Origin of the sequence: Geobacillus sp. DSP4a (assembly GCF_013096875.1) — a bacterium.
Taxonomy (GTDB): domain Bacteria; phylum Bacillota; class Bacilli; order Bacillales; family Anoxybacillaceae; genus Geobacillus; species Geobacillus thermophilus.
Genome location: NZ_SDLD01000034.1, coordinates 1 through 13229, shown reverse-complemented (window position 1 = coordinate 13229; position 13229 = coordinate 1). Strand labels below are relative to the sequence as shown.

General features: G+C 58.1%; 12 protein-coding genes. 11 read left to right on the top strand and 1 reads right to left on the bottom strand.

Annotated elements, in window-relative coordinates; all coding sequences use genetic code 11:
• Positions 1-39: 39 nt before the first annotated feature.
• The 10 genes from ETC02_RS12215 to ETC02_RS12170 all read left to right on the top strand — a co-directional run bounded on the left by ETC02_RS12215 (position 40) and on the right by ETC02_RS12170 (position 10719).
• Positions 40-831, top strand: a complete 792-nt coding sequence (locus tag ETC02_RS12215) for an enoyl-CoA hydratase/isomerase family protein (protein ID WP_171698295.1) — start codon at positions 40-42, stop codon at positions 829-831.
• Positions 832-845: 14 nt separating this feature from the next.
• Entirely contained in the window at positions 846-1688 is an 843-nt protein-coding gene (locus ETC02_RS12210; protein WP_050367683.1) for an SDR family NAD(P)-dependent oxidoreductase, read from the top strand.
• Between the two features lie 70 nt (positions 1689-1758).
• A complete protein-coding gene (locus tag ETC02_RS12205; protein ID WP_050367682.1) occupies positions 1759-2901 on the top strand; it encodes a thiolase family protein in 1143 nt (380 codons plus the stop codon).
• A 19-nt stretch (positions 2902-2920) separates the two neighbouring features.
• A complete protein-coding gene (locus tag ETC02_RS12200) occupies positions 2921-4666 on the top strand; it encodes an ABC1 kinase family protein (protein ID WP_063211545.1) in 1746 nt (581 codons plus the stop codon).
• Between the two features lie 178 nt (positions 4667-4844).
• Positions 4845-5171, top strand: coding sequence for a hypothetical protein (locus ETC02_RS12195; RefSeq protein WP_050367681.1), 327 nt, complete (start codon positions 4845-4847; stop codon positions 5169-5171).
• A gap of 26 nt (positions 5172-5197) precedes the next feature.
• A complete protein-coding gene (locus ETC02_RS12190; RefSeq protein ID WP_063211547.1) occupies positions 5198-6304 on the top strand; it encodes a Zn-dependent alcohol dehydrogenase in 1107 nt (368 codons plus the stop codon).
• 28 nt (positions 6305-6332) lie between these two features.
• Entirely contained in the window at positions 6333-6761 is a 429-nt protein-coding gene (locus ETC02_RS12185; protein ID WP_050367680.1) for a hypothetical protein, read from the top strand.
• Positions 6762-6854: 93 nt separating this feature from the next.
• Positions 6855-8345 (top strand): aldehyde dehydrogenase family protein, encoded by a 1491-nt coding sequence (locus ETC02_RS12180; protein WP_050367679.1) that lies wholly within the window; start codon positions 6855-6857, stop codon positions 8343-8345.
• Positions 8346-8456: 111 nt separating this feature from the next.
• Complete coding sequence (locus ETC02_RS12175) at positions 8457-9371, top strand: R2-like ligand-binding oxidase (RefSeq protein WP_050367678.1); 915 nt, start codon at positions 8457-8459, stop codon at positions 9369-9371.
• A 34-nt stretch (positions 9372-9405) separates the two neighbouring features.
• On the top strand, positions 9406-10719 hold the full coding sequence (locus tag ETC02_RS12170; protein WP_050367677.1) for a hypothetical protein: 1314 nt from the start codon (positions 9406-9408) through the stop codon (positions 10717-10719).
• A gap of 64 nt (positions 10720-10783) precedes the next feature.
• On the opposite strand, the gene ETC02_RS12165 is transcribed toward ETC02_RS12170, so the two are convergent.
• A complete protein-coding gene (locus tag ETC02_RS12165; RefSeq protein ID WP_050367676.1) occupies positions 10784-12295 on the bottom strand; it encodes a response regulator transcription factor in 1512 nt (503 codons plus the stop codon).
• A gap of 218 nt (positions 12296-12513) precedes the next feature.
• Here ETC02_RS12165 and ETC02_RS12160 point away from each other — a divergent pair, with 218 nt between their 5' ends.
• On the top strand, positions 12514-13035 hold the full coding sequence (locus ETC02_RS12160) for a MogA/MoaB family molybdenum cofactor biosynthesis protein (RefSeq protein ID WP_171698294.1): 522 nt from the start codon (positions 12514-12516) through the stop codon (positions 13033-13035).
• Positions 13036-13229: the final 194 nt, after the last annotated feature.

The window sequence follows — 13229 nt, the reverse complement described above, 5'->3', positions numbered from 1 at the left end:
ACGGACGGTGAACCGGAACAAATGAAAGGGGGAACTCTGATGGCTTACGAAACGCTTCGCCTTGAACGGCGGGCGAAAGGAGTGGCATGGATCATCATCGATCATCCGCCGGCGAACGCCATTAGCGAGCGGTTAATGGAAGAATTGGAGAAAGCAGCCGATGAATTGGAAGCCGACCGCGGGGTGCGCGTTGTCGTCATCGCGTCGGCCCATCCGAAAACGTTTCTCGCCGGCGCCGACTTGAAAGACATGATCCAGCGCGGGAGCCAGTTTGCCGGCAATGAAGCCGGCATCGCCGAGCAAAGCGCCCGCATGCAGCGCTGTTTTGACCGGTTCGCGGCGATGCCGAAGCCGGTTATTGCCGCCATCAACGGCTACGCGCTCGGCGGCGGCTGCGAGCTCGCCTTGGCGTGCGATTTCCGCATCATGGGCGGCGGCAAAATCGGCTTGACGGAAGTGTCGCTTGGCCTCATTCCGGGGGCGGGCGGCACGCAGAGGCTGACGCGCCTTGTCGGGCGGGCGAAAGCAACGGAACTCATTTTTCTCGCCAGACGGCTCGACCCGCAAGAAGCGCTCGAACTCGGCCTCGTTCATCGCATCGCGCCCCCGGAGCGGCTTGAAGAAGAAGCGGCGGCGTTTGCCGAGCAGTTGTCCGAAGGGGCTGTGCGCGCGATGGGGCTCGCCAAGCGGGCCATCCACGCCGCCGACGCGCTTTCGGAGGACGGATTTGGCGTCGAAGCGGCGTTATTTGCGGCCACGTTTAAAACTGGGGAGCCGGCGATCGGGATGGCAGCATTTTTCCAAAAGAAACAACCGCAATTTTTGCGATAAACGGAGGGATTTTGATGTCATCATGGGCGGAGTTGTTGAAAGGGAAAGTGGCGGTCGTCACTGGCGCTTCACGTGGGCTTGGGCGCGCCGACGCCTTGGCGCTTGCCGAGGCGGGGGCCGACGTCGTCATCACCGACATTTTGCTTGAATCGGATGAAGAAAGCAAACAGACGGCGCAAAAGTACGGGCCGCTCTCACAAGTGATGCAAAGCACGAAAGTCGTGTATGCGGAAAAGACGGCGGACGAAATCCGCGCCATGGGGCGGCGGGCGATGGCGATCAAAATGGACGTCACTGACCGCGAGCAGGTGAAGGAGGTGTTCGCCCGCGTCAAAGAAGAGTTCGGCTCGATCGACATTTTGGTCAACAACGCCGGCACGCTCGATCACGTGTCGCAAATCGAGAAGCAAAACGACGAGTTTTGGGAGCGCGATTTGCGGGTGAACTTGACCGGCACGTACAACTGCACGAAAGCGGTCTGGCCGTATATGAAAGAGCAAGGATGGGGGCGGATCATCAACATGTCGTCCGTCGCCGGGACGCTTGGCGGCTTTGGCCAGGCAAGCTATTCAGCGACGAAAGGGGCGGTGCTGAGCTTTACGAAAAGCATGGCGCTTGAAGGGGCGCGCTACGGCATTACGGTCAACGCCATCGTGCCCGGAATCATCAACACGGAAGCATTCCGCATGGGCAATCCGAAAATGAACGAGCGCATGATCCAGCGCACCGCCTTCCGCCGTCCGGGCGAGCCGGAAGATGTGGCCAACGCCATTGTGTTTCTTTGCTCGGATAAGGCGAAATACATCACGGGGATTGGCTTAAACGTCTCCGGCGGCATTGAATTGTTTACGTTTTGACGAAATGGGCGCCGCGCTTCGGGGCGTGCTGAAGGAAGTTCGATGTTCAGGCAGAGAAGGAGGAGGGGGCATGAGGGAAGTCGTCATTGTTGACGCCGTGCGCACGGCGATCGGCAAGAAAAAAGGGGCGCTCGCAAGCGTCCACCCGGTCGATTTGCTCGTTCCGGTGCTGCGGGCGCTTGTTGACCGGAACGGGCTGGACGCCAGCCTAGTTGACGATGTTGTTGTCGGCTGCGTGACGATGACCGGGGAGCAAGGGGGCAACATCGCCCGCCAGGCGGTGCTCGCGGCTGGCTTTCCGGTGAGCGTGCCGGCGTTTTCCTTAAACCGGATGTGCGGCTCGAGCCAACAGGCGATCCATAACGCCGCGCAGGCGATTTTGGCCGGCGACATCGACGTCGCCATCGCCGCCGGAGTTGAAAGCATGACGCGCGTGCCGATGGGAAGCGACATGGGGCGGTTCAGCCGCCAGCTGACAAGCCGGTACAACATCGTGCCGCAAGGGATTTCCGCCGAGATGATCGCGAAAAAATGGGGATTGTCGAGGGAGGAGCTGGATGAATTTTCGCTCGCCAGCCATGAAAAAGCGGCGGCGGCCGCCGACCGGGGGCTGTTTGAGCGCGAGATTGTCCCGATCGAGGCTCCGGGAGAGAATGGGCCGGTTGTCTTTGCCCGCGACGAAGGGATTCGCCGCGACACGTCGCTTGAGAAGCTGGCGGCGCTCACGCCGTCGTTCCAACCGAAAGGCGGCGTCATCACGGCGGGCAACTCGAGCCAAGTGAGCGACGGGGCGGCCGGTGTGCTGCTCATGTCGGCGGAAAAAGCCCGACAGCTCGGCCTGCGTCCTAGAGCGCGCATCATCGCCCGCACGGTCGTCGGCGAAGATCCGATCTTGATGTTGACCGGCGTCATTCCCGCGACGCGCCTTGTGCTCGACAAAGCGGGCCTGCGGCTTGACCAAATCGATGTCATCGAAATCAATGAAGCGTTCGCTTCCGTCGTCAAAGCATGGGAGCGGGAACTCGAGCCGGATATGGCGAAAGTGAACCCGCGCGGCGGCGCCATCGCCCTCGGCCATCCGCTCGGCGCGAGCGGGGCCCGGCTGATGACGACGCTGCTTCATGAGCTTGAGGACATGGGCGGGACATATGGGCTGCAAGTGATGTGCATCGGCTTTGGCATGGCGACCGCCACCATCATCGAGCGGTTGTAAGCAGAAAGGGGGAAGCGGGGTGCACGCATCGTTGGAAGCGGCCCAAGCAAAGCCGAAACCCGACTTCGCGGCGATTGGCGCAGCCATTGAGGAAGAACTGGCCGCCATTACGCCGGGAAAACGACGGAGGAAAATTATGGCCGTTCTCGTCAAAAACGGGCTCGGCATAGTGCTTGGCGATGCCATCGCCTATAAGCTGCGGGGAAAGGGGGGGGACAACGACTATTGGCGCCATATCGGCCGCCGGCTGCGCCTGGCGTTTGAGGAGCTCGGCCCGACGTTCATCAAGCTCGGGCAGGTGCTTGTCACCAGGCAAGATTTATTGCCGGAGCCGGTGACACTTGAGCTTGAAAAGCTGCTCGACCGCGTGCCGCCGATCGAGTTTGCCAACATTCAATACATTCTTGAACGCGAGCTGTCCGATGGTCTAGAGACGTTTGAGTGGATCGACGAAACGCCGCTCGGTTCGGCGTCGCTCGCGCAAGTGTACAAGGCGAAGCTGAAAGACGGGCCCGTTGTGGCTGTGAAAGTCGTGCGTCCGACGGTCGAAAAGCTGTTTCAAACCGATATCGCCATCATCAAAAAAATGGCCGCCCGCCTGCAGAAGCGGCTTCCGCCCGAGCTGCAGGCCGCCCTCGATCTTGGGGGGCTTGTGCAAGATTACTACAGCAGCGCCATGGATGAACTCGACATGACGGAAGAAGCAAGAAAAATGCGAGAAATGAAGCAAAAGTATGAGAGGAGGGCTGAACATGTCACGGTTCCGCACGTGTATGAAGCGACAAAAAGCGTCTTGATCATGGAGTACATCGACGGCTGGCTCATCAAAGATTTCCCTGTTGACTTTCTCACCTTTGAAGAGCGGGTCAACATTATGATTGACCTTGTCCATCATTACGTGCAGACGATGCTTGACGGCCATTACCACGCCGATGCCCACGGCTCGAACATTATGATCGACAAACGGACGAAAAAAGCGGTCATCATCGACTGGGGGATGACCGGGCGGATGGACAGCATCATGGCGCAAATTTTAATGCGCGTCATTTTGCACATCCAGCTCAATCAGGCGGAAGACGCCGCCGAAGTGTTCATGGAGCTCATGGCGCCGACTGTGTACACTGATGTCGTCAAATTGAAAGACGAGCTGCGGACGCTGACGCTCAATTACGTCAACGCCCACCAGGGAAGCAGCCGCTACAACTACGGCCGCCTCGTCCTTGAAGCGACGGCGATCGGGCTTCGCAACTACTGCAAAGTGCCAAACGGCTTGGCGCTTTGGGCGAAAGGATTTTCCGCCACCGAAGGGACGGCGCGCTGGATTTGCCCGGAAATTTCGTACGGCGAAGTCGTCGAGGCGTATGAAATTCCGATTTTAAAAAGCATCCTTGGAAAGCGCTTTAATTTCCGCGCCAACGCGAGTCTTGTCGCCGAAACCGCAGAAATGATCGCCGCCTTCCCGCGCCGGTTCAACAAAGTGCTCGAGACGCTTGCGGAAAACAAATGGCGCATGACCGTGCAAGTCCAAACCGACCCGGTGACGCGCAATATGCTCAACCAAATCGCCAATCGGCTGGCGCTTTCCCTCATCGCGTTCGCCGTCATTGTGGCGACCGGGTTTATTGTCGCCAGCATTCCGGGCGGAACGTTTCTCGGCATGGAGAAAACGACGATCGCCAACATCGGTTTGGGCGCCTCATTCGTTTTGATTTTGTTCCTTTGCTGGAGGCTGTTCCGCACCCGGAAGCAGCGGCCGTGGTTTTAACGGGAAAGGCTTCCGTCGAGCGCTGACGGCGGCATTCGATTCGATGGGCTCTCATGCCGTTCGTGCTGCATTCAGGCGTTTCCGCTATGTCGTCTCCCGCTGCAGGATATTCCGAGAACCAGGTGCGGCCTTTCCCAGCCAAGGAAAGCAAGGATAAACAAGAAGCGGAGGGAAGCCGATGCACGATGAACAAGAGCAACTGACGATGTCCAAACGCATTGAAGCGTTTTACCGGCAAAGCGGCGGACCGGGAAGCCCGACGATCCGCCGCCTGCTTGATCGACACTTGCTTTACGGAAAAGATCACGGCCTTCCCGGAAAAAGGGAAGAGTTTGCGGACGCATTTCGCGAGGTGTTTTTGCAAGATCATTCCACCCGCTCGCTCATTCTCGGCTTGTTCAAGATGAAATCGGCGCTCAGGCAAGAATGGAGCGCCTATTTGGAGGCGCTGAGAGGCCGCGATGTTCACGATGGGGAGACGGATTTGGCTGGAAGAAGGACGTGACGAGCAAAGGGAAAGGAGGGGAGCGCATGGCGAAAGCTGCCATCTTGCACCGCTACGGGGGGCCGCTTTCCATTGAGGACGTGGGCGTGGCAGCCCCGAAGCGCGGGGAAGTGAAAGTGAAACTGAAAGCGGCTGGCCTTTGCCATAGCGATTGGCACGTCATCGACGGAACACTCCCGCTGCCGCTGCCGATCGTGCTTGGCCATGAAGGGGCGGGCATTGTGGAAGAAGTCGGAGAAGGAGTCACGAGCGTGCAAGTCGGCGACCACGTCGTCTTAAATTGGGTGCCGGCTTGCGGCCGCTGCCGCTATTGCCAAATGGGGCGGCGGGATTTATGCGAGGAGGCGGCAAGGCTCACGGCGACCGGGACTATGCCCGACGGGACGACGCGCTTTTTGTGGCAAGGGAAGCCGGTGTATCAGTTTTTAACAACCGGCGCGTTCAGCGAATATACCGTCGTGCCCGAGCAGGCCGTCATTCCGATTCGCCGCGATGTGCCGTTTGAGCTCGCCGCCTTGATCGGCTGCAGCGTCATCACCGGCGTCGGCGCCGCCATTCACACGGCCAAGGTGAGCCCGGGCAGCACGGTCGCGGTGATCGGCGCCGGCGGCGTCGGCTTCAACATCATCCAAGGAGCGGCGCTGGCTGGAGCCCAACACGTTATCGCCATCGACATTGTCGAGGAAAAACTGGCGATGACGAAAACGTTCGGGGCGACGCACACTGTCAACGCCCGAGAGGACGATGCCGTGAGCGCCGTGCTCGATTTGACCAACGGGCTTGGCGTCGACTATGCGTTTGAGGCGATCGGCCGTCCCGAGACGATGGCCGATGCGTACAACATGACGAGAAAAGGGGGAATGACGGTCATCGTCGGCATCGCCGCCCCGCATGAGACGGTGGAGATCAACGCGTTTTCGTTGCCGTCGCAATCGAAAACGTTGACCGGCTCTTGGCTCGGCCAAGGCAATCCGCCAGTTGACTACCCGAAGCTGCTCGATTTGTACGCGGCGGGCAAGCTGAAGCTCGAGCCGCTCATCAGCGCCGTCTATTCGCTCGAGCAAATCAACGACGGGTTCGCCGCCCTCAAAAGCGGGCAAATCATCCGCGGCGTCATCCGGTTCGACGATTGACCGACACAAACAAAGAAAGGGGATCGCCATGCCTGTTTTTCAAAGCGAACAAGAATTATACGACGTGCTCGGCCGCTTTTTTGAACGGGTGGCCGAAACGGAAGAATCGAAGGAGTTGATTGCGTCCACGGAGCTCGGGCCCGGTTATGACGCGTTTGTCCAATACATTTTCCATAAGCCGGAAGCGAAAATTACGTGGACGGCGGAAAACGGGGTGTTGAAAATCGTCTGCGGCGAAACGGACTTGCGGCCGGAGCTCGTGTTTGAGCAGACGGCCGATGTCGGGCATAAGTTTTGGCTCGGGAAGCTCGATTTGCAGCAGGCGCTCGCCCGCCAGCAAATCAAAGTGCAAGGGCCGCTTGTGAACGCCTTGAAAGTGCTGCCGCAGCTTGACGCCATTTACCCGGCGTACCGCGACTATTTGCAGGAAATCGGCCGCGATGATTTGCTGCGGTAGCGCCAGGCGGGGGAAGCTGTGCGAAGTCCAGGGGCTGAAAAACGCCGCTTTCCTCCGATGGGAAAGGGGAACGGTCAGAAAGGAGAGAGGAAGATGATTTCTTCCAGCATCACCGAAGCAATGCTATGGATCGGCGGCGAATGGCAGCCGGCGGCAGACGGCGCCATGTTTGACGTCATCGATCCGGCGATCGGAAACGTGACAGCCCGCGTCGCGAACGCCGGGGAAGCGGATGTCGACAAAGCGGTCGCCATCGCCCAAGAGGCGTTTGACGATCAACGATGGCTGTCGATTCCCCCCCTTGAGCGCGGACGCATCTTGCGGCGCATCGCCGAGCTGATCCGCCAGCACCACTACGAACTGGCGCAGCTCATGACGCGGGAAAACGGCATGCCGCTCAACCAAGCGCTGTTTATCGAAATTCCGCTCGCCGCCGACTGCTTTGACTTTTTCGCGTCGCTCGTCGTCAAGCCGCACGGGGATGTGCTTCCGTTTGCCGTCGCCGGAGGGGCGCCGGATTACATGGCGTGGACGGTGAAAGAGCCGATCGGGGTGGCGGGGCTTATCACCCCGTGGAATTTTCCGCTCCTCATGCCATCATGGAAAATCGCCCCGGCGCTCGCCGCCGGTTGCACGATGGTGGTAAAACCGGCGCCGGAAACGCCGCTGACGGCGCTGAAGCTCGCCGAGCTTTGCCATGAGGCCGGCGTGCCGGAAGGGGTCGTCAACGTCCTGCCTGGACTCGACGAAGCGGGAAAAGCGCTCGTCCGTCATCCGGGCGTGCCGAAAATCGCCTTTACCGGCGAGACGGCAACCGGCCGCCACATTTTGCAAGCGGCCGCGCCGCACATCAAACGGGTGACGCTCGAGCTCGGCGGGAAGTCGCCGAACATCATCTTTGCCGACGCCGACTTGGAACAGGCGGCGAAAAGTGCCTTGTTTGGCGTATTCTACAACTCGGGGCAAGTGTGCCAAGCGGGAAGCCGCATTTTAGTGGAGCGGACGGTGTACGAACCGTTTGTCGAGCGGTTGGCTGAGCGGGCGAAAAAGCTGAAAGTCGGCCCCGGGACGAACCCGCGCAGCGACCTTGGCCCCGTCATCAGCCGGGAGCAATACGAGAAAGTGTTGCGCTACATTGAGATCGGCAAGCAGGAAGGAGCGCGGCTTGCGGCCGGGGGAAGGGCTTTGGACGGGGGTGGCGGCGGCTATTTCATCGAACCGACGGTGTTTGCCGATGTATCGCCATCGATGCGCATCGCCTGTGAAGAAATTTTCGGACCGGTGGCGGCGGTCATTCCGTTTGCCGATGAGGAAGAAGCCGTCCGCATCGCCAACGGGACGATGTACGGCTTGGCGGCCGCCGTGTGGACGAACGACATCAAGCGGGCGCTCCGTCTTGCCCGGCGGGTGAAAAGCGGAACGGTGTGGCTCAACACGTACCAAGTGCTGTCACCGACCGCGCCGTTTGGCGGGTACAAGCAAAGCGGCCTCGGGAGAGAGCTTGGCATGCAGGCGCTTGATGCCTATCTCGAGACGAAAACGGTTATTTGCGACTTGAATGACCGGCCGATGACGTTGTTTTAACAGGCGGGGAAGGCGCTCTTTTGTGGAGGGAGCACGTGCCTCCTTTCAGAGGACATTCGGTGAAAGATGAACCGATTCCAGCGCAGCGGAACGATAGAAGGAGGGAATAGGATGGTCCATCATGACGGTTTTCAAACGGTGAAAGCGACGATCGATTGGGAACATCCGATGTTTAAGTTGTATGAAAAAGCGAAACGAAACGGGAAATGGAATCCGGCTGACATCGACTTCAGCCAAGATCAGAAAGATTTTGCCAGCTTGACGAGCGAAGAAAAAATTTCCGCGCTCCCGCTTGTCGCCGGTTTCTCCGCCGGCGAAGAGGCGGTGACGCTCGACATTTTGCCGATGGCGCACGCCCTCGCGCGCCAAGGGCGTCTGGAGGATGTCTTGTTTTTGACGACGTTTATGCACGACGAGGCGAAACACGTCGAGATGTTCTCCCGCTGGCAGCAAGCCGTCGGCATCGGACAAATGGACTTGTCCGTCTTCCATAACGACCATTACAAACGCATCTTTTACGAAGCGCTGCCGGAAGCGATGAACCGGCTGTATGCCGACGATTCGCCGGAAGCGGTCATCCGCGCCGCCACCGTCTACAACATGATCGTCGAAGGGACGCTCGCCGAATCGGGCTATTACACGTTCCGGCAAATTTACAAAAAAGCCGGGCTGTTCCCGGGCCTTTTGCAAGGAATCGATTACTTGAACATGGACGAAGGGCGGCACATTCAGTTCGGCATCTACACGATCCAGCGGATCGTCAACGAAGACGAGCGGTATTACGAACTGTTTATCCGATACATGGATGAATTATGGCCGCACGTCATCGGCTACGTCGACTACTTGACCGAGCTCGGCAAACGCCAGCAGCAGCTCGCCCGCACGTATGCGCTCGAGATCGACTATGATCTGTTGAATCGATATGTGGTGAAACAGTTCAACCTCCGCAAAAAACAAATCAGCCGCACGAAGCGTGTCGATGTCGTTGAGGAGCTTGAGAAGGCGCTCCACGAGGCGGAACGCTGAAACCGGGACAAAGGTTGCCGACAGGGGGATGAAGATGGCAAAACGATTGCAGCGAATCGCCGTCCTTTCCGTAATGGCTGTTTTGGCTGTCTTAGCCGGCGCGCTGTTGAGCGCAGGCCGGGCGGCGGCCGAAGGCCAAGAGCCTTCAGGCTTTGTCATTCATGCCGATAAAGTGGTCGGGACGCTTGATTTAGGCGGGATTGTGCTCAAAATCCCTGTCGTGTTCACAGGGGATATGCCCATCGCCTTCATCCAGGCGAAAATATACGGAATGACGTTGACGCAACAACAAACGATCGCCGGGCATACCGTGTCATACACGTTCCATACCGATCAAGCTGCGCAAACGAAGTGGATGAAAATGAGGGTGAAAAAAATGAAAATCGGCGGGCTGTGCACAGACGGCGTGCCGGTGGTGGAGCAATGTTTGAAAGACGTCACGGTCGTAGCGACGGAAATGACGGCAGAGGAACTGACGATTCCGCAGTTGTCCGCCGAAGCTTCATTCGGCGCCGCCCCGGCGAACGGCGGCGGATCCGCTGAAACGACCGCCGGGCAGCAGACAGCGGCGCCATCGAAAACCGATCAACAGGCCGTAAACGGACCGAACGAGACGTCAACGCCGCCGGGGGCGAATCCGTCCGCTTCCGCACCTGACGGCTCATCTGGCGGAACGCCGGACAACCAACCGGGAAAAACCTCGCCTGCTTCCGCACCGGATGATTCATCCGGAGGAGCGCCGCCTGCTTCCGCACCTAACGACTCATCCACCATTCCACCTGCTTCGGAAACTGGAGGCGGATCCGTCGACGGCAGCTCCCCGTCGGAAGAAGAGCTTCCGTCCACATCCGGACAAGAACCGCGAACGAATCCGCCGCCTTCATCCGGTTCAACCGAACCGCCGCGGCCGCCCGATGGAACGAATCCAGTCGGCGGGCTGATTGAGAACATAAAAGAGAAGCAGAAAGAAACGGGTGAGCTCCTCCGCGACATCAAAGAGGCTGTACAAAACGGTTTGGACGGGGAGGCGCTCGAAAAGGTGAAGGACGCCGTCAACGAGGAACGGAAGCAGCTGGCGGAAGAGCTGAACGAACTGAACGCCGCCCTCCGGCAAACAAAAGCCCAGTTGGAGAATGCGCAGCAGGAGCTGGCGGACAGGACGGAGGCGGTCAAAGAGCGAATGGGGCCGCTGCCGCTTTTGGATGCCAATGAAGTGAAAGAAGCGATCGAACAGACGACTGAGAGCATCCGGCAGCACGAAGCGCAGCTTGAACAGCTCGAGAAGCTGAAGCAGCAGCTTGAAAAACAGGCAAAAGAGCTGAACGGCTGGCTGCGGGCGCTGCCATAAAGCGCGAGCGCGCCGCTGTAAAGAAGCAAAAAAAAGCGGCGCGCCCTTTTTTCGCACCAACGCTTCAAATAATGCCGTCGCGGATCGCTTTCACGATGGCTTCTGTCCGGTTTTTGGCGTTCATTTTTTGCAAAATGGCCGATACATAATCGCGCACCGTATATTCGCTTAAATGGAGACGCTTGGCCGCCTCATACGTCGACGCTCCTTCGGAGACGAGCTTGAGCACCTCGATTTCCCGCGGCGATAAATGCGGCGTCGATGGAACGAGATCCGGGCGCCCGCTAGTGAATTTCACCAACACTTCTCCGGCGCTTTGGCCGAATTTCATGACGGCGGTGAAAATGTCGCTCGAGAGCGTAAACGGCCGGCCAGGTCCTTGATCCAAAAGGGCCGCGCCGATGAGCCGGCTTTCCGACGGAGCGTAAATCGGGGCGATGACGATCGACTCGAGTTGAAACTGTTTCACATATTTCACCGGCAGCCCTTCTGCTGCATCGGACAAGTAGATAGGCGGCACGTTCGCCATATGATTGCCGAGCAGCTCGAGCTGTTGCACGTACTGTTTAATGAGCGGCAGGGCGTTGATGTCCTCGCGAATGCTTTTAATTTGGTTGATGTCCAGTTTGTATCCATAAAGGCCGAATCCGCTTTCATTGACGCTCGAGTAAGCAAACAGCGCGCACCGTTCAAACGGCAAATAGGCGACAAACCCGGACGAAATGTACTCGATGGCCTGCTGCAATGATTTCGCGCGCATAATCCACCGGTCGAACAAAATGACGGCGTCTTTCCAAAGCTGATCCTGCTTTGTTTGTTCGAGCGCCATGCCTCCGGCGTGGAACAGCTCGAGCGCATGCAGGAGAAACGGAAGCACTTGCTGCTCTGTTTCACCGGTGCAAAACAGGAAAACGGTTTCTTCCCACGGAAGCGGAATGACGCGCCGTTTCTTTCCCGTCTTTGGCATGCGGGAAAGAAGCTGCTCGGACAGTGAAAAAATCGTGTCCGCTTCGAGCGTCGGAACGTCGTCCGGAAGCCAATCCGTTTCTCCGTATAGTTTTTTAATCGAAAAACGGCCGTCCGTCTTGTCCAGTTGGGCGATCCACTCAATCGGAAGCTGCCTGGAAGCGGCGAGCTGCTCCAAAAAACGGCCGATGTCCGGCTCGCCGTCAGTCGTTTGGGAAAAGGCGGCTTCATACATTTTGGAAAACAAATATTGGACCGCCTGCCGGTCGTAAAACGTGCTGCCAGGCGCGGACTGCACCACCTCATGAACAGCGTTTTCCAGCAGCGTAAACACAAACGTCATTTTGTTTGAAGGCGCAAAATGAGGGTCGGTCCGCCAGGATTCGCCGACAGCTTTCAGCCATTCGCGGACTTCGCCGTCCGTTTTGGAAAAATAACAGGAAAGCAGGTGAATGGCTTTTTCCACTAAAGGAGCCGCTAAATGCCCTTTTTTTTGCAAGTCGCGCCATTTTTCATGCCAGCGGGCGACGATGGGCCCGTGATGCTGCCTGATGACCGTCATCCCATCTTGCAAAATGGACTGCAGCTTTTCGTTTAACGTGCGATGCAACGCTCTTCCCTCCTTCCCCACACCGATCCCCCTCCGCATAGATGGATAGACGGGTTTTCTCTATGTGTTAATATTATAACAATTCTGTCTATTGTATAACAAATATTTTTGTCCAAAAGTGTACAAGATTTGCGCTCATGGGCGTTCCGCTTCGCGCCGGCGGGAAGAGGATGTTTTTGCTATACTATAGGTAACCGAATGCAAAGGAGATGAAGCCGATGGGCACAAGCGAACATAAACAAGAAGCCCCCAAAACCGTCCGTTGCAAAGTCATCACCGTCAGCGACACAAGAACCGAGGAAACCGACCAAAGCGGCCGGCTGATGATCGAGCTGCTCACGGAAGCCGGGCATGAGGTCGTCGGCTATGAGATCGTCAAAGACGAAGCGGATGCCATTCGCACGGCAGTGCTTGACGGCTGTCGCCGCCCTGACGTCGATGCGGTGCTTACAAACGGCGGCACCGGCATTGCCAAGCGCGACGTGACGATCGAAACGGTCGGTGCGCTGCTTGAGAAAGAGCTCGTTGGCTTTGGCGAGCTGTTCCGCTTCTTAAGCTACACGGAAGACATCGGCCCAGCCGCCATGCTGTCGCGCGCTGTCGCCGGCGTGGCGATGGACACCGCCGTCTTTTGCACTCCCGGCTCCACCGGCGCCGTGCGCCTCGCGATGACGAAGCTTATTTTGCCTGAGCTTGGGCATGTCGTGCGGGAGATTCGGAAGGATAGGGAGCCGCGTTGATGAAAAGAGAACATAAGCGAAAAAGGGGCTGACCCAAAACGCATTCGCGTTTTCGGATCAGCCCCCTTTCATCTTCTTTGGCGAGGAGACCCCGACTTCTAAGCGAGAGCGAAAGTCGGGGAGGAATCGCCCTTCCTCCTTTCAATTAACAATGTACTAGCATGCTCAACTCTTTTTAACTTTTTCCAGCTTGC

Bases quoted from the DNA above. Each gene is read 5' to 3' on its own strand.
- ETC02_RS12170 (WP_050367677.1), top strand. From the start codon at position 9,406: ATGGCAAAACGATTGCAGCGAATCGCCGTCCTTTCCGTAATGGCTGTT.
- ETC02_RS12205 (WP_050367682.1), top strand. From the start codon at position 1,759: ATGAGGGAAGTCGTCATTGTTGACGCCGTGCGCACGGCGATCGGCAAG.
- ETC02_RS12175 (WP_050367678.1), top strand. From the start codon at position 8,457: ATGGTCCATCATGACGGTTTTCAAACGGTGAAAGCGACGATCGATTGG.
- ETC02_RS12215 (WP_171698295.1), top strand. From the start codon at position 40: ATGGCTTACGAAACGCTTCGCCTTGAACGGCGGGCGAAAGGAGTGGCA.
- ETC02_RS12210 (WP_050367683.1), top strand. From the start codon at position 846: ATGTCATCATGGGCGGAGTTGTTGAAAGGGAAAGTGGCGGTCGTCACT.
- ETC02_RS12195 (WP_050367681.1), top strand. From the start codon at position 4,845: ATGCACGATGAACAAGAGCAACTGACGATGTCCAAACGCATTGAAGCG.
- ETC02_RS12185 (WP_050367680.1), top strand. From the start codon at position 6,333: ATGCCTGTTTTTCAAAGCGAACAAGAATTATACGACGTGCTCGGCCGC.
- ETC02_RS12160 (WP_171698294.1), top strand. From the start codon at position 12,514: ATGGGCACAAGCGAACATAAACAAGAAGCCCCCAAAACCGTCCGTTGC.
- ETC02_RS12190 (WP_063211547.1), top strand. From the start codon at position 5,198: ATGGCGAAAGCTGCCATCTTGCACCGCTACGGGGGGCCGCTTTCCATT.
- ETC02_RS12180 (WP_050367679.1), top strand. From the start codon at position 6,855: ATGATTTCTTCCAGCATCACCGAAGCAATGCTATGGATCGGCGGCGAA.